Source organism: Corynebacterium vitaeruminis, assembly GCF_001054325.1.
Taxonomy (GTDB): domain Bacteria; phylum Actinomycetota; class Actinomycetes; order Mycobacteriales; family Mycobacteriaceae; genus Corynebacterium; species Corynebacterium vitaeruminis_A.
This window is the reverse complement of record NZ_JVVM01000026.1, coordinates 96,592-117,243: the sequence shown is the minus strand read 5'-3', so window position 1 is coordinate 117,243 and position 20,652 is coordinate 96,592. Positions and strand designations below refer to the sequence as shown.

Below are 20,652 nucleotides of genomic sequence, written 5' to 3'. Positions count from 1 at the left end.
TCGTGGCGGGCTCACGCGAGGCGCATGTTGCCACCCGACGTCGTCTGATTATGCTGCGGCACGGGCAGACATCGTACAACGCTACCGGTCGCATTCAGGGACAGCTGGACACGCAGCTTTCCGACGTCGGCCGCGAGCAAGCCCGTACTGCGGCACAGTACTTGGCTGTGTCTGAACCGCGAATCACAAAAATCGTGTCCTCTGACCTAACCCGGGCAGCTGACACCGCCCGCGCGCTAGCCGAGACCACCGGTGCAGAACTGAGCTTTGATAAGCGCCTGCGTGAAACCAACCTTGGCGAATGGCAGGAGCGCACCTACGACGAGATTGACTCCGCGTTCCCCGGTATGCGGGACCACTGGCGTCACAATCTCAACTGGGCGCCCAAAGGTGGCGAGACCCGCTTTGAGGTTTCCAACCGAATGCTCGCGGTGATTGCTGACCTCGCGGCTGCCCCTGCTTGGGAGACAGATACGTTCGTGCTCGTGTCTCACGGTGGTGCCATTGCTGCGGCTACTGCAGCCCTGCTACAGATGCCGCGCGACTACTTCAGCACTTTCAATGGCCTGGGCAACACTGCGTGGGTCGAAATGGAACAGCGCACTCGCGTCAATGGTGAGACTTCCTGGTACCTCAACGCGTTTAACGCGAAGGTCCGTGAACGGGAAGCGCAGATTTCTGACTCCGATCATTCAGGAGGCCGCCATGCCCGGTGACGGCCACGTTCGCATTGTTGTCGATGACACCGCGTGCCTGATGCCCGAGGTTGCCCGCAAGCTCGACATCACCGTGGTTCCCATCAGCCATGACATCAATGAAGACGCCGTCACCACCTCAGCGGTCAGCCCGCTGAAGCTGTGCGCTGCTTACGCCCGTGCACTGGAACGCTCCAACAAGGACGGTTCCGACGCCGGCGTTGTCGCCCTACACCTTGGCAAGGGCATGTCCGCCACCTGGTCGAATGCTGTCACCGCTGCAGGGGCTCTCGACCGCGTGACCATCATCGATACCGACACCGTAGGCGCCGGGGTCGGTGCCGCTGCCATTGCGGCAGCTAAGGCAGCACGGGCTGGTGCCAGCCGTGATGAGGTTGCCGATGTCGCCCGCGATGTGCTGCAGCGCTATCGACTCTGGTTGTTCGTGCCGAAGCTCGATTCGTTGCGCCGTGGTGGTCGCATCTCGGCCGGCCAAGCGATGCTCTCTACTGCTCTCGCCATCAAACCCATCGTCGGCATTAAAGATGGCTCACTGGCACTCGTCGCCAAGTGCCGTACAGAAGCGAAGGTCAAGCAGCGCATGGTGGATTTTGCCACCAAGATGGTTCGGTCCGCGTCATCGGCGAACCGTCCGCCGGCAGTGCTGCTGCATCACGCCGACGCGCTTGACGACGTTCACGAGCTCCAGGCCATGCTTGCCGAAGAGCTACCCGATGATACCCGGTTTAGAATCCTAGATTTGCCGGAGTCGATTGCTGCTCATGTCGGACAGGGCGCCTATGCAGTTGGCATGGTCTCTGGTGGCTCAATTGATTCGGACGCCATGGATTTTGAAGTAGAGATGGGAGTAACTGCGCTGCTTCACAGCGTGGAGGAGAGCGACACGGCCGTTGTTGACGCTGAGGTTACGGACGCTGGGGAAGATAATTCTTGCGACTCGGCTGACATGGAAGGGGCGGATGGCTCGGTTGGTTCAGCTGAAACCGCTGCCGTCACTGACTCGGATGAACCAATCACCGATCAGGCCGCGGTGAAAGTAGTTGAGAATCCGGCCGCACCCCACAACCGCAACAAGCGAGTCCATCGCACAGTCGTGACCAATGAACAGGGAATTCCGCTTTTCACCACGGCTGTTTCTAAATTGCCAACGTGGAGTGAGAACCGCCAAGCAGCCCTGGAAAAGGCTGAGCGTCTGGCAAAGGCTATCTCTGATTTGTCGCTGCGCGACAAGTCGGATCCCGAGGGAGCCGTATTTGGCGCTGAAGAGGAGAAATCGCAGGAGTCGTCGTCAAGCGAAAAGCGTGATGCAGACGGGGACGAGAAGAAGAAATAGCTTCTGAGCTGTGCGGATAGCGTGGCCTGTGGATAACCCCCACAGGCCATTTTTTATCCACAGCTGCCCCTTCGATGGGCGCTTTCGCGGGAGTGCGCGCAGGGGCGGGGCATTAGTGTGCGCATCGTGACGAATTTGCGGAATCGGCTGGCGGACTATCTGGAACCGATTGATCAAGACAAGCGCATGGCGGTGGACTTTTCCACGCGCCGGGCGGTGGTGACACCGCGGGTGGCGATGGCTGCGTGCATTGTGATCGTGGTGTTGGCGCTGGGAGCTATCGCTGCGGTGGTGTGGCCATCGTCGCCGCAGGTGGAGATGCCTGCGGTGCAGGACGCGGCTGCTGTGGGGACGACACCGGAGACGACTGAGACCGCGGCGGAGACGCCTGGCGATCCGGGGCAGGAGGCTAACGCGCAGGCGCAGACGGGGCCGTTGATTGTGTCGGTGGTGGGGCTGGTCGTGCATCCCGGCGTGGTGGAGGTGCCAGCGGGAGCACGGGTGGTGGAGGCAATTGAGCGTGCGGGTGGGCTTTTGCCGGAGGCAAATCCAGCTAGCGTCAATCTCGCGGCGCCGTTGATGGATGGCCAACAGATTGTGGTTGGGACGGAGGCGTTACCAGCAGGGGAGATGGCGGGTGGTCCTGGTAGCGCTGGGGGTTCTGGCGCCGGTGCTGCCGACTCTGGTGCTGCTGGCGCGAGCGAGTCGAGCGGGAAGATTAACGTCAATACCGCGACGGCGACGCAACTGGAGGAACTACCCGGAATCGGACCCGCAACGGCGACCAAAATCATCGACTTTAGAGAAAAGAATGGGCCTTTTGCGAGCATCGACGCGCTTGAGGAGGTCCCGGGAATCGGCCCGGCGAAGGTAGAGGCTTTGCGCGATGCCGCCACCGTCTGACCTACGCGCTCGTGCTGGGCTCGATGTGCGGTTAGTGCCAGCAGCGGTGTTGGTGTGGGTGACTGCGGTGGCAGTCATTATGCGCCCAGAATGGGCGATGGTCGTGGCACCGAGCGCAATCGTGATTGCGGTGGGGTTGCCGTGGGCGTGGCAACACTGGTCATGGCGATGGGGCAGTGGCGCGGTGACCTCCGGGTGGCGAGCCATCGCCACCCTCCTGGTACCGGTTGTGGCAGTGGCCAGTGTTGCGCTAGCCACGCGAATCCGCATTGCCCGAGCCCGCGCCCACGAGCTCTATGACGACATTGGTGGGATGGCGAAAGTGCAGCTGCGCCTGGTCACTGAGCCGAAGGCAACCGAGTTCGGTGCCAGTGCGAAAGCACGCATCGAGGGTCTTCCCGGGCAAGTCTCGGTTTTCGGCGATGAGTCACTTTTAGCGGTTACGAGAGACACCGTCGTTGAATCCACCGCCGGTGTGCGCGCTGCGAGCAAACCCTGCATTAGTGGAATCCAGCTGAATCTCCGCGGCGATGTTGAGGTTATCGCGCCACCACGGGGACTGGCAGCTGAGGTTCGTCAGCAGCTCTTTGAATCGGCGCAGGCTCTCCCCGTTGGTCCCGACCGTCTAATCCCCGCCATGGCCATCGGCGATGAGCGTGGCTTTAGCCTCACCGACGGCGACATGATGACCGCCTCCGGACTTTCACATCTATCAGCAGTCTCTGGAGCCAACGTTGCGCTTGTCGTGGGAGCTGTTGTAGCGGTGTTTTCGTGGGCTGGGCCGCGGGTGCGGGTCGCAGTCGCCGCACTTGCCCTGTATGGTTTTGTGGCAATTGTGGGCACAGAACCGTCAGTACTACGGGCGGTGGTCACCGGTTGCATTGGGTTGCTGGCAATTATCGTGGGACGAGCCGGCCAAGCCATCGCGGCGCTGTCGGCTGGCATTATTGGGTTGATTCTCCTGGCGCCAGACCTGTCGGTGTCCGTGGGTTTCGCCCTTTCCGTCGCTGCCACCGCTGGCCTAGTCCTCCTTGCCGAGCCCCTTGCCAGACGCCTTTCCACCACCACCGTTATGGGTACCTGGCCCGCACCAATTGTTCGAGCAATTGCCGTAGCGATTGCCGCACACGTGGTCACAATGCCAGTATTGGCGCTCCTCATCGGCGAAATCAGCCATATCTCACTGTTGGCGAATCTGCTCGCCGCGCCCGCCGTCGCACCGGTTACTATCGCCGGTTCGTTAGCTGCCGTTGCCGCCGTACTGCATCTCAACTGGCTGGTCAGCGCTCTGCTCTGGTGCATCGCACCATGCGCGTGGTGGATTTATCAGGTCGCACGCCTCAGCGCGAGTCTCGTCGCGCCCGCCACTGGAGCCATCACGTTGCTCGTCTCCTGCACGCTGACAATCACATGCTTGACGACGCTCTGGGCGTGGCCCCGTCTTGCGCTACGCGCTGGTGGCTTTGCAGTTGTCCTGGCCGCCTGTAGCTACGCCGTTATTTGGGTGTTTGGCCTCGACATTGCGCGTGCACCAAAGGGGTGGAAGCTTGCCGCCTGCGCTGAGAAAAACCAGCTTGTTCTCATTCACGCGGGCGCTGTCGAAGAGCCCGTCAGCCATGGCGCTTCTGTAGACCGCTCTGCGCGAAATCCGGACAGCAGCTCTGCACCAACCTCGCTCAGCCGGCAGTGCCGAATTGCCCTCAGAATCACCGAGGAAATGACATGGCATGCCCAGGGGCTCGATCCAGCCGTTGATAATCCCACGACAGGAACCGTGGTGGTGGAGTCCCCTTCGTATATCGCTGAGGCCGTGAGCGGCAGAGTTCTCCAAATACGTAGCTCACCGCAGTGGTTTGTCGCCCGCGAGTGTGGTCCGCGCGTGCGAGAAACCGTAATGACCCCGGAGCACATTCCTGTGGTGTGTCCGCAGCGAGATGGGCCACAAGCTCTCTATTCAAATGGTGACGTCTGGCGAGGGAGGTGAAATCCGGGCTGTCCCGTAGGCTAGAAATAACAGTCGCAGGAATCAACGCGGAAAAGAGGTCGGGATTGAGCGCCGTCGCACCCGTGAATTTGATTGTGGGCAAAGAGGAGCTGCTGAAAGACCGCGCCCGCCTCGCCATCGTCGCTGCCGTCCGCGCGCAGGCAGCAACGGAGTCCGATCCGGGCGGACGCTCGGTGCCTGTGACCACCATCCGCGCAGGGGACATGACCACTGTCGATGCAGTGGAACTTTTCAGCCCCTCGCTATTTGGGGATGACCGAATTGTGGTTGTCACCGACTGCCAGGATGCGGGAAAAGAACCTGCGGCACTGTTGATGGATTCTGTTAAAGATCCCGCGCCGGGCATCACATTGATCCTGCTGCATAGCGGTGAGGGGCGTCAGAAGAAGATGGTCGCTGACCTGCGTAAGCTAGGCGTCCGCTTCTTCGAAGCGCAACCGCTTAAGAGGAACGATTTGCCGGGTTTCGTTGGCGAAGAGTTTGCCTCACACGGGGTTAAGGTGCGTCGCGACGTCATTGATACCGTCCTAGATGCGGTCGGTTCGGATCTCCGTGAGCTGGCCACTGCCATTTCTCAGCTCTGCGCAGATACCGCGGGAAAGGTTACCTCGGAAGCTGTGCGCACCTACTACGGTGCTTCGGCGGAAGTTTCGGGTTTTGAGATTGCCGAGCTCGCACTGCGCGGTCGCGGTGGGGAAGCGTTGGCCAAGATGCGTCGTGCTTTGCAGCTGGGAATGGCACCGGCCCTACTGTCAGCTGCGATCACGGGAATGGTCGGTGATGTAGCTCGGCTCCACGGCGCACGTGGCGTTAATGCTCGCAGGGATGCCCACCGCTATGGCATGCCGCCGTGGAAGTTGGAGAAAACTCAGCGGTTGGCCTCTGCCTGGTCAACCCCTGCGGTTGCTCGCGCTGTGGTGGTCGCGGCACAGCTGGATGCGGACACGAAGGGAACCTCGTCGACACCGGAGCTATCGCTGGAGCAATCGGTGCTTCGTATCGCAGAGCTGGCCCATTCGTCCCATCGGCGTTAAGTCGTGAGAGGTCGTGGGAGCTTCAGTTCTGTGGTGACAGGCGAAACACCGTGAAGAACACGGTGACCGTGTGGCCGTCCTGCTGAGCAGGTTGCTTCGCTAGCGTCGATGACTTTCAGCTATGCGAGTTCGAAGGACGATGTAGCCGGGTTGGACAGCGTGTCCTGAACAGGGCAGTGGGATTCGACAAAGTCGAGGAATGCAACTAGTTCATCCCTCGTGTTGTCTGCATCAATGTGGAAGCGGGTGTGAATCTCGGAGAAACCGATCTTTGCCTCCGGGTTCTTCCCCATGAAACCGTCTGGATCGAGCACACCGGAGCACTCAACCTTGACATCGTTGAGCTTGATGCCCTGGGCGGCGGCGAATGAGCGGACGACGATGCACTTGCAGGCGCCTAGGGCTCCGAGCAGCGCCTCGACCGGGTTCATGCCCTTGTTGGTTCCCCCGAGGTCAGTCGGCTCGTCCAGGGTGAAGCTCATATCGCGAGAGGTCACAGTGGTTTCAAGGTTGGTTGGGGAGTGCGCGACGGTCGTGAAAGTTGTCTTCGGCATGACGTTCCTTCCTGTGGAAACTGTGCTATCCGCATGTGCTATCTGCATGTGCTGGCCGCATGTTGGTGTGCTGGAACCGAAGCGATGGGAAATCAACAACCAACAGCGTGGGAGGCGGGGCTCACGCCCCGCTCTACGGGCTGCAAATGTGAAACTGTGCGAGTTTAGGGCACTTTCAGGCCATTTTTCGGGCCATTTTTGTCATAAACGCAGTCAGTAACTTGCATTGCCCCACTGCCGCCAGCCATAAACGCAGTCACTTAACCACATTAGGGTTAAATTACAAAAACCGCTTCCCGCCACATCCGGAAACAAATCGGAAAATAGCAGGAAGCGGTTATTGTTCACGGTGCAAGCGCGGCAAAATGCAGCGCTAGCACGACGCAAGCGCAGTGCTGCAACAGCACAGCGCCCAAAAAGGGAATTAGCCCTCCAGCTTGTTGAAAGCCTTAGCCATACCGGACTTCTTGTTAGCCGCAGTGTTGCGGTGGAAGACGCCCTTGGTGACAGCCTTGTCCAGCTTGCGGGATGCAACGCGCAGCTGAGCCTCAGCAGCAGCCTTGTCGCCAGCCTCAACAGCAGCCTTGAACTTGCGGATCTCAGTGCGGACTGCAGAGCGGATTGCCTGGTTACGCAGGCGAGCCTTCTCGTTGGTCTTGTTGCGCTTGATCTGGGACTTGATATTTGCCATCGTGAATACCTCTTGTATCCGTAGTAGTTGGAATTGTTACCGCCCGCCACCAAGAAAAGTCCTGATCACAGTGCAAAACGTGGAGTGTCATCATCGCCGGTCAGTCGAATTAACCAGCAGAATGAAGCCACACACTGCGCTTGTACGACGATGAAAACGCGAACCCAAGGTCCTGCCCGCGCTCGCCGTAAAGGAACACAACGGTAAACAACTTGCAGAATCTTAGCAAACAGCGCTGCCTAATACCAGCCACTGCCTAATTCCAGCTACTGAGTAATTCCAGCCATGTCCCAGTTACAGCCGCTGCTTAATTCCAGCCGTAGTCTCCGCGCAGTCGGGCGGCGATGAGCTCAAAGCGCCTGCGGGGCATCATCGCGCCTGCGCGACGAATACCGGATTCCGGAATGAGCAAGATTCGGTCCATGCGCACCCACGATGGCTTGGGATCTTCATTCCAGAACCCGCTGCCGATAAACAGCCACTCCGGCTGCTCGCTGTGCTCACTGCGTGTGGAAATCAGCATGCCCAGAAGGTACTGGTCATGGCGGCCAACCACGACCACAGCGCGCTCGCGCAAAGCAGCATTTTCACCTTCGAGCTGCAGTGGAATCCACACGACTTCGCCGGGGTCGGCCTGGCCATCCATGTCAGGGCTGTACACGATTGTGCGGGCCAGTTCCGCGGTCGGACGCGCGATGGTCACCGGATCACGCAGTCGAAGTAGGGTCTCCTTGGACTCGTCGGAAAGCGAGGTGTCCTGGGCGAGCCCAAGCTGCGTGTTGAGCTTAAACAGTGCCTCGTCGAGTGTGTCGGGGCCGCGGAACCACTCGGTACCGGCGAAAAGACGCGCGCTGATGCGATTACGCAGGCGGCGTGGCCAGCTTTCGCGTTCATTTTGATCGGTGGACGAAGTGGAGCTCATGAAATCTAAGTCTAGAGGTTTAGTGCGGAGGGAATCGATAGGTAAGATTGTGCGTGATTGTATTTAAGCCCGGCTGGTCGGTTTTCGAGGCCGGCGCATATGGGTCGGCCAACGCCGCGCCCCAATGCCCATAACGTCTTTATTTTTCGGAGTAGACCCAACGTGACCAAGAATTTTGCGGAGCAGACTTTTACGGACCCCTCACGGATTCGAAATTTCTGCATTATTGCGCACATTGACCACGGTAAGTCCACCCTGGCGGACCGAATTCTGCAGCTCTCGGGTGTTGTGGAGGCGCGCGACATGCGCGATCAGTACCTCGACAATATGGATATTGAGCGCGAACGCGGCATCACTATTAAGGCTCAGAACGTGCGCCTGCCGTGGGTTCCGAGCACAGGTAAGCACGCGGGGGAAGAGATCGTCCTGCACCTGATTGATACGCCTGGTCACGTTGACTTCACCTACGAGGTCTCGCGTGCGCTGGAGGCGTGTGAAGGCGCGATTCTGCTTGTCGACGCCGCTCAGGGCATCGAAGCGCAGACTCTGGCCAACTTGTACCTGGCCATGGAAAACGACCTGGAGATCATCCCGGTTCTGAACAAGATTGACCTGCCGGCCGCGGATCCGGATAAGTACGCGGAGGAAATCGCGCACATTATCGGCTGCGAGCCGGAAGATGTCATGCGTGTTTCGGGCAAGACCGGTGAGGGCGTTGACGAAATGCTCGACCGAGTCTGTGAGCTCGTCCCGGCGCCGGTCGGCGACCCGGAGGCACCTGCCCGTGCGCTGATCTTCGACTCCGTCTACGACACCTACCGTGGTGTGGTCACGTACATCCGTGTTGTTGATGGTCAGCTCAAGCCGCGTGAAGTTATTCAGATGATGTCCACCGGCACTAAGCACGAGCTGCTGGAAATTGGCATTGTTTCGCCACAACCGAAGAAGTGTAAAGGTCTTGGCGTCGGCGAGGTCGGCTACCTTATCACCGGTGTGAAGGACGTCCGCCAGTCCAAGGTCGGTGATACCGTCACGCTGAACGCCACACCGGCTGAGGAGCCGCTGGAAGGCTACGAAGAGCCCAAGCCGATGGTTTACTCCGGTCTGTTCCCAATCTCTCAGCAAGACTATCCCGACCTGCGTGATGCGTTGGAAAAGCTTCAGCTTAACGACGCTTCGTTGACATTCGAACCGGAGACTTCGGTGGCTCTCGGATTCGGTTTCCGCGGTGGTTTCCTGGGCCTGCTGCACATGGAGATCACCCGCGCCCGCCTGGAGCGTGAGTTTGACCTGGATCTGATTTCGACGGCTCCGAACGTTGTCTACCGCGTCGTTACTGAGGACGGCACCGAGGTTACCGTTCACAATCCGAGTGACTGGCCGGAAGGTAAGCTCCGCGAGATTTACGAGCCGATGGTCAAGTGCACCATCGTTGTGCCGAGTGAATTCGTTGGCCCCACCATGGAGCTGTGTCAGCAGAAGCGCGGTGAGATGGGTGGCATGGACTATCTGTCCGAGGACCGCGTGGAGCTGCGTTACAAGATGCCACTGGGCGAGATCATCTTCGACTTCTTCGACATGTTGAAGTCCCGTACCAGGGGTTATGCCTCGCTGAACTACGAAGATGCCGGTGAGCAGCTTGCGGATCTGGTCAAGGTGGATATCCTCCTGCAGGGCGAAGCAGTCGATGCTTTCTCCGCTATCGTCCACCGCGACAACGCCCAGTGGTACGGCAACAAGATGACCAAGAAGCTGCGCGAGCTGATTCCTCGCCAGCAGTTCGAGGTCCCGGTTCAGGCCGCAATCGGTTCGAAGATTATCGCCCGCGAGAACATCCGTGCGCTGCGCAAGGACGTCCTTGCTAAGTGCTACGGCGGTGACATCTCCCGTAAGCGCAAGCTGTTGGAGAAGCAGAAGGCCGGTAAGAAGCGCATGAAGAACATCGGTTCGGTTTCGGTGCCGCAGGAGGCATTCGTGGCTGCGCTGTCCACCGACGAGGGCGGTAAATAGGGAAGCGGCGCTGCTTCCTTTGTGAAGCCTCCCAATTGGGAGGCTTCAACTGTCTAGTTTTGGGTGCGATGCTGTCATGCTTTCAGACAGCTTATTGTTTTTCCTTCAGGGCACGACAGTGTTGAAATACCTCAGTTGAAAGAGCCTGGCTGTGCCAGCGGCGAAACTTTCCGGATCCACTGTTTCGCATGAGGTTAATGACGAATTGGCGCGCGTCTATCAGTAGATCAGGTTCGGTATTAAAGAATTCACGGAGCGTTCCGATAGGCATCTCGACGCCCACTGTGTCAATTAGCCTGTAAAAACGTCGTTCGAAATATATCCAGGAATGCTCACTTCTGATTATGGCGTTATCGTAACTCCGGTCGAGCACGCATGAAGGCAGATTAAAAATTACAAGCTGGTGCATGTCTGCGATGCGTCCTTCTGGATCATCGAAAAAGAATCTAGGAAAATAAGCTAGTTCGAGGTTGCCGACATTGAGTGTCGCGAATCGTCCGCCCGAAGTACTTGGGTAGTCAGAGATTGTCCAGTACGTAAATTCCAGTTTCACTGCATCGGGGACTATGTGGCTTAGGCAAAAAGCGAGATCATCTAACACGGCGGTATAGGTCTCATTGGTTATTAAGGTTGGAACCTTGGAACGAAGTTTGCTTGAGGTCGAAGGTGCGCCAGAAATGCGCAATTCTAAGTTCTCAAGCTTGTAGTTACCGTGGCCGAGTGCCCAGTGTCGCTGCTCTTCAACGGTGACAGCATCATCAAATTTTGAGGGCTGGTTATGGCCAAGGTTGAAAACCTTGTTCCGTAGCTCAAAGCCAAGCGATTTTTGCCTATAAATTTCTTGGTATTCCGCTTCGTCAAGATTTCCCGCTGGCATCTCGCGGAACTGAATTGCTACAACGTCGTCCCATCCTTCGTGGTGGGACGATCCGTGGACATGTGTTGCAAAGCGGCTGACAACATTTACTGATTGGCCGACATATCGACAGCCATCGGCGAACTCGAGAATATAGATTCCGCGTCGTTGGCGACTAATTAGTGAGCTAATGCTCATGCCAGGTTCTAGTTCCCAGCGTTTGAAAACGACGTTCTCACCTGCAGGCTTCATAGATATTGATTTTATGGGCAGCAATTCTTCTGTACGTAACCTCGCGCCAATCTCTCCGACTTCCGTTAGTCTGCGTGCATAACAACGAATTTTCATCTTCCAGAGAACCTTTGGCAAACCACAGTGTGTTGCTAGCAAGACTGGAGAAAGGGCAGACTCCATGCCACGGAAGCGGAAGAAACTGGTCGAAGATTTCGAAGAGCTGCTCGAAGCCGGTGACATGGATGCGCTGAAGGCCGTCTATGACGCTTGCGCACTCAACGCAGTTTTCGGATACAGCAAGGACACTGCACTGGCGCTCCGTGGCACCCCTCCGGAGCTCATGCGCTGGCTAATCGACCAGGGGCTCGACGTCAACACCGAGAACCGCTTCGGTAAAACCGCCCTGGCAGAGCACGCAAGTCGGGGCGACATCGACAAGATGAAGATTCTGCTTGAATGCGGTGCAGACATCGAAGCTGGCGCCCATCCGCCGCTTTTCATGGCTGCGAAGAGCCATCAGCCCAAGGCCATTGCGTTTCTGCTGGAAAACGGCGCTGACCTCCACCGCGAGAACCGCCTCGGTCACGGCCGGACAGCGTTCAAAGAGGCTGTCGCTGCCGCCGATACCGATGCTCTCAGTCGAGTCCTGGAGAGTATCGAGGTACTTCTGGACGCTGGGTCGGAAATCGACGACGAAGCCCGCGAAGAGTTCACTAAGTTCGGTCGCCGCTACAACCGCCTGTCAGACAAGGCGCGCAACGAGTACCAGCCGGTCATGGATCGTCTCTACGAGCGCGTCGGTGCGGAACATCCGCAGGTGGTCACGCCTCACGATGGTCACAGCGACATCATTGTCCCTGCAGATAAGTCAACCAATGGCCAGTTCCGATATCTCTGGAACTACCTAGTGCCGGGTGGTGGCCCAGCCGCGATTGTGCAGGGCGAAGTTATTCGCATTGTTGGCCGGCTCGGGTACGAGGCCCTGGAGATGGGCTATGTCAACTGGGACGAAGACTATGCCAAGATGACCGACTTCTGGCTGGAGACGGTTGGGGCTGCCGAGGGTGCAATGGCCGTCGTGAAGCAGTGTAAAGCTGGTGAGGCGGACATTGATGCGCTGACGGAGGCGACAATCGAGTGGGTTACAGAGCACCCGCAGCCGATTGCGTTGGGCGAGGTCCCGTACCGGCGCTAACTCCCAAGAAGCTAACCCCGGTTTGGTGTTAAAAATCTGTTAATGGTTAGCCACTGCATCAATCGGTAGTGTCAGCCGTTATCTTTGATGGGTGGAATCCGTATACCTAACAGCAATACTGTTTTCGATTATCGGCGGACTCGGTGCGTCGTTGCTTCGGCTGCCGCCGCTGATTGGTTTCCTTGGGGCCGGTTTTGCCGTTCATGCAATGGGGCTCGAGGAAATCCCGTTCATTGATTCGCTGGCCGAGCTCGGTGTTACCACCTTGCTGTTCACGATTGGTCTGAAGCTAAATCCGAAGGATATCGTGGCGCCGCGAGTGGTCTTTTCGGGGTTGGGCCACGCGTTTTTAAACACGGTAGTTTTTGCCGCGCTATTCGGTGTCGCCAGTTTCTTGCCGCTGCGTGAGCTCACCGGGCTGTCGGTGACTGCGTTGATTTACATCGGCATTGCGACTTCCTTCTCGTCGACGGTGTTTGTGATGAGCCACTTGGAGGAGCAGAACCGCGGTGCTTCGGCTATTGGCCGCATCGCGATTGGTGTGCTCATTCTGCAGGACATCATTGCGGTTGGTGTGCTGGTGGCATCGTCGGGTAAGACCCCGGAGCTGTGGGCGCTGGCTCTACCACTGTTGTTCTTCATCCGTCCGCTGGCGGCGCGTCTTCCCAACCGCATGTTCCGCACTGAGCTGCTGGTTCTCACCGGCATTGGTATTGCTGTGGCCGCGTACTCGGCTTTCGAGCTGGCAGGGCTGTCCGGCTCGCTGGGGTCCTTGGTTGCCGGTATTCTGCTGTCCTCGCACCCGATTTCTGACCGTCTGTCGGAAGCTCTGATTAGTATCCGTGAGCTGCTGCTGGTCGCGTTCTTTATCGAGATTGGTCTCGGTGGTCTGCCAAGCGCGGGCGGCTACGTCATCGCTGCGATTATGGTGCTGTTCCTGGTGTTCAAGGCTACTATCTTCATCTGGATTCTCAAGCGCATGGGACTGTCGCTGCGCACGAGTGCATTGGCGGGACTGACGCTGAGTAACTACTCGGAGTTCGGTCTGATTGTCATGGCGGCTGCGACACAGCAGGACATTCTGCCCGATGAGTGGACCTCGATCATGGCGGTCGCCGTGGCGGGTAGCTTCATTGCCAGCTCGCTGATGGCCCCGCACGAAGACAAGATTGTCAACTTCCTGCAGAAGTTCGTCCCAGAAACCCCAGAGGACCGCCTGGTGCCAGAAGAGGCAAAGGTCATTATTGATAACGCCGATGCTCTCATCATGGGTATGGGGCGAGTCGGCGTTGGTGTCTACGGCAGGTTGGTTAATGAGTACGGCATGAACGTCTTCGGCGTTGACTTCGATGAGGATCGCATCGAAAAGCTGCGTGAGCAGGGCTACCAGGTCATCCCAGGCGATGTGACAGACCCAGAGCTCTGGCACCACATCGAGCTGGAGAAGAAACCAGCGCTGTACGTGCTGGCGCTGTCTGAGCACGCTGAAACCTACACCATGATTCAGAACATCCGTAAGCAAGACACCGAGGCTGTAGTTGCGACTACCACCAAGGTGCAGCGGTTTAAGAGCCAGCTTCTTAACGTTGGTGCTGACATGGCTGTCTACCTATACGACGGTGCTGGCGAGGAGCTCGCCGACCGTGCAGTGGAGGCACTTAAGCAACGCTCGTAGTCGTAGTCGCGGCAGCTGATGGTGACCGAACTCGGGCCATGGCAGCCGCGGTACCGTCGCATCCGTTAAATACGGCAAACAACAAGCCAGCCGATTCGTTCGGCGATAAGCTGATTTCATGTCAGTCACCCAAAACCAGATGCCCGCGAGTCCTATTCGATCCAGTCGCAGTGCGATGTTTCGGATGACCGCGGGCCTTGCTGTTGTCATGCTCGGAACTCTCGTCGGCTGCTCATCTTCAGATTCCGAAGATGCCGCCGCATCACAAAGCAACAATGATCAGAGTGAGGTGCAGTCGCAATCGACGTCGGCAAGCGAGGGCGATAATCCGAAGATGCCGTCGCCGACGAAGGGGACAAGCGCCGACAGCATCGGATTTGATGAAAGCGCCTACCAGAAAATTGACGTTCAGCGGTTTAGCCAGAACGGAATCAAGGCGTTCTACGTCACGCTAGACGGGAAAAAGAGCGAGTGTTTCTACTCAGACGGCGCGGTGACGTGCATCGGTAAGGCTGATTCGTCGATTCCCGACGTGGAGGTTCCGCCGTTCCCACCACAGTCGCCGGGCGCAATCATGCTGAATACTTCAGGTGCCGCGTACACGCTCGTCGAAGGGGTACCGCCGGCTCAGGAAGAGCTTGACGACGGCCAATGGACGAGCTTCGGCACCGCTGCGTGTGCGAAGACGGATGCGAACAAGCTGGTGTGTCAGTCGGATAACGCGGCCTTTGCCATCGAAGGCAAGGACAGGAATATTCGCACCTCCGGCAAGGTTTTCGATTCCGTCGAGGAACTCATGGCCCAGGGGAGTGAGCCAGCGAGGGGCTACAGCCAGGGCACGGATGCACTTGTTCAGGGGCCGATGATGTGCGGTGCCATGGAGGGCCATCGTCTGGCGGAAGTGGTCAAGGGTGAGATGACCTGCGCTGAGGCCATGGATGTGTTGGATCGGTACGACGCAATCAAGGACACTGAGGGCGGTGGCAACACCCTGACCGCTCAAGTAGGGGACTGGACCTGTAGCTCTCCGACGGCGGCGAGGTCTGAGGAGTTGGGAGCGGTAACGGTGTGTGAGGATCCGGAGCGTGGCTTGGAAGTCCGTGACCCCGTGATGGGCTAGCAGGGTTACCGCGGCTAACAGCATTTTCAAATAAGCCTAAGCTGGAACTATGACTGATTTATATCTCGTGCGGCACGGTGAAACTGAGTGGTCGCGCACTGGGCAGCACACATCGGTAACTGATCTTCCGCTGACTGACAACGGTCGGGAAGAAGCCAAGGCCCTCAACGGCTGGCTGGATCCGAAGGGCTTTGGGCTAGTGCTGGCATCACCCCGTCAGCGCGCCCAGGAGACCGCTCGATTGGCGGGGTTCCACGACTTCGAAGTCGAAGAGGATCTCGCGGAATGGTTCTACGGCGACTACGAGGGGATTACCTCGAAGGAAGTGCAGAAGACTGTTCCCGACTGGCAGATTTGGACTCACGGTGTGCCCAATGGCGAAACCGCGGAGGAAGTCCGTGAGCGCGTTGAGCGCGTGGTCAAAAGGGTGCGCGAATCGGGTGAAGACAAGGCGATTTTGTTCGCACACGGCCACTCGCTGCGTGCACTCACCACGGCCTGGTTGGAACTGCCCATTGCACTTGGCCAGTCCTTCCCATTGAATACCGCATCCCTGTCCGTGCTTGGTCGCTACCATGACCGACCCGCGGTTCTACGCTGGAACCTCTCGCGGGGATTGTAACCGCCGGCACCGTTCGCCTGTCAGCCTAAGAGCTGCCAGCATATGATGTGAATCTCCCCGAAAGAAACGGAGTCCGCGTCCAATGACATCCATTCCGCCTAGCAATTTCTTTCAAGCGATGAGGCCTACCGGTAGCAGGCCCGGCTTTGCGGTCTTGGACTTTGAGACAACGGGTTTTTCCCGGCACGACAGAGTGATTGAAATTGGTGTGGTGCTCTTGGGCGCGGACTGCCGTGTTGAGCGGACCTGGCGCACACTGGTGCAGCCGAACCGGGGTTTCGATAACTCAGATGTCCACGGTATTACGCCCACTGATTTAGTCGGCGCACCCACGTTCGAGCATGTGGCGCGCCGCTTCGCCGATGTTCTCAACGGCCGCATTGTTGTCGCCCACAATATCGCCTTTGAGTACAAGTTCCTGACCAACGAGTTCGGGCGCCTCGGCGTCGAGCTTGCCGACGGCAATTGGTTGCTGGACACTATGGTGCTGGCTCGGCAGTTTATGCCTGGCCAGCCTGTTTCACTAAAAAATGTGCTCAGCATCATGGGTATTGAAAACTCGGCGGAACATACAGCACTTGCGGATGCCGAGGCGACAGCAACTGTTTTCCAGCGCTTTATGCAGGCTCGTCCCGACATCGCGAGTTATGCTGAGCCGCTCTATTTTGCGCCAGCGCAGTTGGCACAATTGCATATTTCCGACGTGCCACTTCTCGAACGCAATGATGCGCCTGGTTTTGGGGACGTAAGCGCTGCAGGTTCGGTCGCTGCAAGTACTGCTGCAGATGCAACCTTTGGAGTTGCGCTGCAGGAAAGCACAGGCGAACAAGCTTCTGAGAAGCAGTGGCTAAAGGCACTCACGCAGCACGTGCCGCGAACTGGTGATGAGGCCTCGGACCAGTACATTGGCTTCCTGGTCCAAGCGATGGTCGATGGGCGGCTGGACATGCGAGAGCTGGCCAAGCTGCACGGTATTGCCGCCGAGCATGGCCTGAGCGCAGATGATGTCAATATTCTGCACGAGCAATACCTGCAGCAGCTCATTGTGCAGGCCTGGGCCGATGGCGTCGTAACTGAGCAGGAGCGTCGCTGGCTTATCCATATCGCCGGAGAGCTCAACATCGAGCGTGAGCGTGTGGAAGATTTGGTCACTTCTGCACGAAAACTGCAACTTCGCCCCGGTGATCGCGTGACTTTTACCGGGGCTATGGCAACCCCGCGAGAGGTCTGGGAAGCACGCGCCCGTGCTGCTGGCCTCGACGTTGGTGGAGTCATCAAGGCTTCTGTGGTTCTTGTTGCCGCGGATGTGCACACGCAGTCGGGGAAAGCGAAAAAGGCGCGTGCACTGGGCATTCCTATTGTCGATGAGGTGACTTTTGCTCATGCGCTGGCAGAGCTGAATGCTGCGCAAAAGCGCAGCGCCGAACAGAATCTCGCGGACCAGGTGCGCGAAGCGGACGACGGGCCGCATCCGGAGACCATGGCCGATACAACAGCTGCCGCCGACACAACAACCGCCGATAGTTCGGTCAGCACAGACGCATCAACCAACACAGGCACTTCAGCCACCACTGACAGTGAGGAAACCACGGGCAGCGATCCCATCTCAGAGCTGCGGGACCTCACCACAATTTTCCCGTGGCTTACCGATAGGGACTTCAGCGGAATCGGCGAAGATGTTCTGGGAATCGCGCAGGCGTGGATTAAGGATCACCGGACCTCGCGTCTAACAGGGCTGTCGCCGTACATGAACTTCGTGGTATTTCCAGAGAGCCCAGAATGGCAGCGTGTTTTAACCAAGCTGGGTCTGGCTGAACCGCAGGTCAAGGACACCTCTCTACGCGACCGTCTGATTCGTGAGCTTACAGTTCGGGACCTACAGGATCTAAAAGGCTACGGTCGTGTGCGGGTCCAAAAGCTGGTCGCAGATGCTGTCACGCACGCTTTCGACGAGTTTGAAGCAGGCGAGGTCAAAGACATTGGTGACGTTGTTTCGTCACTGATAAACAGTGCTCAGTCCGAGGAAAACACTGCAGAAAAACCGGGCGATGACAGCGTGGATTACACCGCCGGATACAGCACGGACTACAGTGCGGACAACCCATTCGACAACACCGGAGACTTCGGCATTAGCTGGGACGACACCACAGCTCCCGACACTTCGGTACTGCTGGATTGGTTGGCGATCACCGGCGCATCGAATCGCATCCTCGCCGCAACAGAGGACAAGGCCTACGTTCCGGAAGCCGTGCGCGAACAAGTGGCAAGCCTCAATGACCGAGTCCCAGACATCCTCACCGGCGCGGAACGGGAAATCCAGCGCATCGCTGACCAGGATGAACGCTTTCCAGTAATCCTCAACCGCCGCCTCCTCGACGGTGCCACCCTGGATCAGCTTGGTCAGCAATTCGGTGTTACCCGCGAACGTGTCCGGCAGCTCGAATCCGCGTTGCTGACATCGATGGCCGATGCCGGCCCCAACTGCGAGATTCTCCGCACCGGTATCTTCCACCGCTACGCGCCGTTGGCTAGAATCAGTCGACTCCGCAACGAGATGCCAGGCCTGTTCACCGTTCCCGACGGGATGTCCGCACCGCTGCTGAACCTGGTCAACCTCACCGGCACCGCGGGCGCTGCTGTGCCCCAGGCACAGTGGGGCATTGAGGGCGAATGGTTCATCGCCAACGGGTTCGAGGACAAATTCGCCACCGCTGTCGAGCAGCTCACCGATGACTTCGGCATCGCTCCACTGCCCGAATTAGTGTCCGAGCTCGACCTCCCCGAGGCAACCGTGCGCGAGTGGATCGCCCAGCGTACCGGGTACAAGATCTTCGAAGGTCACCTGTTTACCAAGGTCACGTCGGTAAGCGATAGGGCAGTGGCGTTGCTCGCGCACCGTGGCAAGCCGATGCACATCGACGACATCGCCGCCGTTATCACCGACCGGAACTCGCGCGGTATCGACGGCCGTCTGGCGCTTGATCCGCGGGCCAAGCGGTGCGCGCCGGGCACGTGGGCGCTGGCGCAGTGGGAGTTGGAAGAGTGGACGACGATCGCCGACTACATCTCCCGACGCATTGATGATGCCGTCGCACAGGGGCAGGATGGCGTTTTGCTTGACGACGTCATTGCGGGTGCGACCGCGTTTGGAGTATCTGAAAACTCCGTGCGCACCTACGCCGCAGGTGGTGAGTTCGTGGTGGAAGACGGCTACGTTCGTAAGCGCTCGGACGAAGAAATGGAACCAATCGATGCCACGCCGGAGGAATCCCGCGATCTCTACTTACGCGATGGGCAGTGGTGCCTGCTGCTGACCATTAACCGCGATCATATGCGTGGCTCGGGAAGCGCTATCCCCGCTGGCATCGCGGGCATGTACGGTCTGGGCTACGGGGATGAGAAGCTGTTGCCATCGAGGTTGGGTGACCAGCGGATTGCTGTGGGGCGCACCAACACGTCGATGTCGACGATTTCCCGCTTCGTCAACGATATGCAGCTGGCCGAGGGCGAGCGCGTGTGGGTTCACTTCGGCGACACTTTCGACATCACGCGTGCACCCGCGGAAAACCCTGACGCGGAAGGCCTGGCAGCGCTGGTCAACGCTTTCGGTCTCGATGAGGAGTTCGCTGCGGAGCTCTCTGCTGAGGGTAATGCTGCGGAGCTCGATGTCGATGCTGTGCTCGCGGCTATCAATAGGCAGCTCGGCCTGCCCGCCGATGCACCTCGCCGCAAGACGGTGTCGCGCCTGCGCCATCGCCGCGATGACGAGTTGGCCGACACGATTCAAGCTCTGTAGGCGCCCGTGAATCACAATTCTGATGCTTTCGCCCGCGTAGTCGACCGTGCCCGAGGCGTGCTCTATGGCCAGGTCATCGGCGATAATCTCGGGGCGCTAGTGGAGTTTTGCAGTGCAGAGGACATCGCACAGCGCTATCCGCACGGTGTTCGCGAGCTTGCCGATGGCGGCACCCACAATATCGCCGCCGGTCAGCCCACCGATGATTCCGAAATGGCACTGGCGTTGGCCCGCTCACTGGTGCGCTGTGAAGGCTATGATGTCGCCGATGTCCGCGAGTCCTATGTGCGCTGGGCAAACTCCGATGCCTTCGATATGGGGGAGGCTACCACGTCGGCGTTGCTCCGGCGCGCACCGAACCCGAATTCCCAGGCCAATGGCGCACTCATGCGCATTTCACCCTTGGCTATCGCGTACTGGCGCAACCCCGCACACGCTGGTGGACTCGCCCGCAAGGACGCCGCAATCACGCACCCGCACCCGGTGTGCATCGACGCCAACTCACGTTACGCAGCCGCGCTTGCCGACGTCATCAGCGGTGGCCTCCACCAGCCGCGCCGCGGCATTGGTTTGAGTGCGCTGATGGAGTGGCTGGCTTCCCAGCGCACGCAGTGGGAGGCCGAGTGGCAGGCCAGCGGTGCCATGGTGAACAGCGGGGAGCCGGATTTCTCGGTGCATCAGGGCTGGCTGCGCTTTGCGCTGTGGGCGCTGCATGAAGAACTTCGCCGGGTAGAAGAAAAATCCACGACCTTTGAGGACTCTCTGGTTCGAGTCATTGGCCGTGGTGGCGACACCGACACCAACGCGGCCATCGTTGGTGCGTTTCTCGGTGGCGTTTTTGGTGCCTCCTCCATTCCGCAGCGGTGGCGGGATGTGATTGATTCCTGCTCGCCGAAGCGAAACCGGCCCGCGGAGTATCACCCGAATGATGTTGCGGAATTGGCGGAGAAGCTGGCTACTGTAGGGAACTAATTAGATAGTGCACT

The 20,652-nt window shown here is 58.6% G+C and carries 16 protein-coding genes; 12 read left to right on the top strand and 4 right to left on the bottom strand.

All coding sequences use genetic code 11. The features are described from left to right. Window positions 1–2 precede the first annotated feature (2 nt). From ADA16_RS09295 to holA, 5 genes are all read left to right on the top strand, one after another. On the top strand, window positions 3–716 hold the full coding sequence (locus ADA16_RS09295) for a histidine phosphatase family protein (protein WP_048761236.1): 714 nt from the start codon (window positions 3–5) through the stop codon (window positions 714–716). After that, window positions 706–2,049 (top strand): DegV family protein, encoded by a 1,344-nt coding sequence (locus tag ADA16_RS09290; RefSeq protein WP_048761235.1) that lies wholly within the window; start codon window positions 706–708, stop codon window positions 2,047–2,049. Before ADA16_RS09295 ends, ADA16_RS09290 begins: the two co-directional genes overlap by 11 nt. Window positions 2,050–2,175: 126 nt before the next feature. Then, window positions 2,176–2,952, top strand: coding sequence for a ComEA family DNA-binding protein (locus ADA16_RS09285; protein WP_239659427.1), 777 nt, complete (start codon window positions 2,176–2,178; stop codon window positions 2,950–2,952). Beyond that, complete coding sequence (locus ADA16_RS09280) at window positions 2,936–4,936, top strand: ComEC/Rec2 family competence protein (RefSeq protein ID WP_048761231.1); 2,001 nt, start codon at window positions 2,936–2,938, stop codon at window positions 4,934–4,936. Before ADA16_RS09285 ends, ADA16_RS09280 begins: the two co-directional genes overlap by 17 nt. Further along, window positions 4,933–5,991 (top strand): DNA polymerase III subunit delta, encoded by a 1,059-nt coding sequence (holA, locus tag ADA16_RS09275; protein ID WP_048761230.1) that lies wholly within the window; start codon window positions 4,933–4,935, stop codon window positions 5,989–5,991. Before ADA16_RS09280 ends, holA begins: the two co-directional genes overlap by 4 nt. A 119-nt stretch (window positions 5,992–6,110) precedes the next feature. Here holA and ADA16_RS09270 read toward each other — a convergent pair whose 3' ends face one another. From ADA16_RS09270 to ADA16_RS09260, 3 genes are all read right to left on the bottom strand, one after another. Continuing rightward, complete coding sequence (locus tag ADA16_RS09270) at window positions 6,111–6,545, bottom strand: OsmC family protein (RefSeq protein WP_048761229.1); 435 nt, start codon at window positions 6,543–6,545, stop codon at window positions 6,111–6,113. Between the two features lie 424 nt (window positions 6,546–6,969). After that, entirely contained in the window at window positions 6,970–7,236 is a 267-nt protein-coding gene (rpsT, locus tag ADA16_RS09265; RefSeq protein ID WP_038628143.1) for a 30S ribosomal protein S20, read from the bottom strand. Window positions 7,237–7,543: 307 nt separating this feature from the next. Next, entirely contained in the window at window positions 7,544–8,158 is a 615-nt protein-coding gene (locus tag ADA16_RS09260; RefSeq protein WP_048761227.1) for a type II toxin-antitoxin system PemK/MazF family toxin, read from the bottom strand. A 162-nt stretch (window positions 8,159–8,320) separates the two neighbouring features. Here ADA16_RS09260 and lepA point away from each other — a divergent pair, with 162 nt between their 5' ends. Further along, the gene (lepA, locus tag ADA16_RS09255) at window positions 8,321–10,168 is read left to right on the top strand and encodes a translation elongation factor 4 (RefSeq protein ID WP_048761226.1); all 1,848 of its coding nucleotides are present in this window, start codon (window positions 8,321–8,323) and stop codon (window positions 10,166–10,168) included. 91 nt (window positions 10,169–10,259) lie between these two features. Here the strand turns inward: lepA and ADA16_RS09250 are convergent, their stop codons facing one another. Beyond that, window positions 10,260–11,276, bottom strand: a complete 1,017-nt coding sequence (locus tag ADA16_RS09250; protein ID WP_048761225.1) for a GIY-YIG nuclease family protein — start codon at window positions 11,274–11,276, stop codon at window positions 10,260–10,262. 160 nt (window positions 11,277–11,436) lie between these two features. Between ADA16_RS09250 and ADA16_RS09245 the strand changes: the two genes are divergently transcribed. The 6 genes from ADA16_RS09245 (at window position 11,437) to ADA16_RS09220 (ending at window position 20,638) form a co-directional block, all read left to right on the top strand. Next, complete coding sequence (locus ADA16_RS09245) at window positions 11,437–12,453, top strand: ankyrin repeat domain-containing protein (protein WP_048761222.1); 1,017 nt, start codon at window positions 11,437–11,439, stop codon at window positions 12,451–12,453. 91 nt (window positions 12,454–12,544) lie between these two features. Continuing rightward, a complete protein-coding gene (locus tag ADA16_RS09240) occupies window positions 12,545–14,128 on the top strand; it encodes a cation:proton antiporter family protein (RefSeq protein ID WP_048761219.1) in 1,584 nt (527 codons plus the stop codon). Between the two features lie 184 nt (window positions 14,129–14,312). Continuing rightward, window positions 14,313–15,248, top strand: a complete 936-nt coding sequence (locus ADA16_RS09235; RefSeq protein WP_239659426.1) for a hypothetical protein — start codon at window positions 14,313–14,315, stop codon at window positions 15,246–15,248. 49 nt (window positions 15,249–15,297) lie between these two features. Then, the gene (locus tag ADA16_RS09230) at window positions 15,298–15,870 is read left to right on the top strand and encodes a histidine phosphatase family protein (RefSeq protein WP_048761216.1); all 573 of its coding nucleotides are present in this window, start codon (window positions 15,298–15,300) and stop codon (window positions 15,868–15,870) included. An 82-nt stretch (window positions 15,871–15,952) separates the two neighbouring features. Continuing rightward, window positions 15,953–19,666, top strand: a complete 3,714-nt coding sequence (locus tag ADA16_RS09225) for an exonuclease domain-containing protein (protein ID WP_082150694.1) — start codon at window positions 15,953–15,955, stop codon at window positions 19,664–19,666. Window positions 19,667–19,672: 6 nt separating this feature from the next. Further along, window positions 19,673–20,638: an ADP-ribosylglycohydrolase family protein gene (locus ADA16_RS09220; RefSeq protein WP_048761210.1), complete on the top strand. Its 966-nt coding sequence runs from the start codon at window positions 19,673–19,675 to the stop codon at window positions 20,636–20,638. The last annotated feature ends 14 nt before the right edge of the window (window positions 20,639–20,652 follow it).

Bases quoted from the DNA above. Each gene is read 5' to 3' on its own strand.
- ADA16_RS09245 (WP_048761222.1), top strand. From the start codon at position 11,437: ATGCCACGGAAGCGGAAGAAACTGGTCGAAGATTTCGAAGAGCTGCTC.
- ADA16_RS09270 (WP_048761229.1), bottom strand. From the start codon at position 6,545: ATGCCGAAGACAACTTTCACGACCGTCGCGCACTCCCCAACCAACCTT.
- ADA16_RS09280 (WP_048761231.1), top strand. From the start codon at position 2,936: ATGCCGCCACCGTCTGACCTACGCGCTCGTGCTGGGCTCGATGTGCGG.
- ADA16_RS09225 (WP_082150694.1), top strand. From the start codon at position 15,953: ATGACATCCATTCCGCCTAGCAATTTCTTTCAAGCGATGAGGCCTACC.
- ADA16_RS09260 (WP_048761227.1), bottom strand. From the start codon at position 8,158: ATGAGCTCCACTTCGTCCACCGATCAAAATGAACGCGAAAGCTGGCCA.
- rpsT (WP_038628143.1), bottom strand. From the start codon at position 7,236: ATGGCAAATATCAAGTCCCAGATCAAGCGCAACAAGACCAACGAGAAG.
- ADA16_RS09290 (WP_048761235.1), top strand. From the start codon at position 706: ATGCCCGGTGACGGCCACGTTCGCATTGTTGTCGATGACACCGCGTGC.
- ADA16_RS09250 (WP_048761225.1), bottom strand. From the start codon at position 11,276: ATGAAGCCTGCAGGTGAGAACGTCGTTTTCAAACGCTGGGAACTAGAA.
- ADA16_RS09230 (WP_048761216.1), top strand. From the start codon at position 15,298: ATGACTGATTTATATCTCGTGCGGCACGGTGAAACTGAGTGGTCGCGC.
- ADA16_RS09235 (WP_239659426.1), top strand. From the start codon at position 14,313: ATGACCGCGGGCCTTGCTGTTGTCATGCTCGGAACTCTCGTCGGCTGC.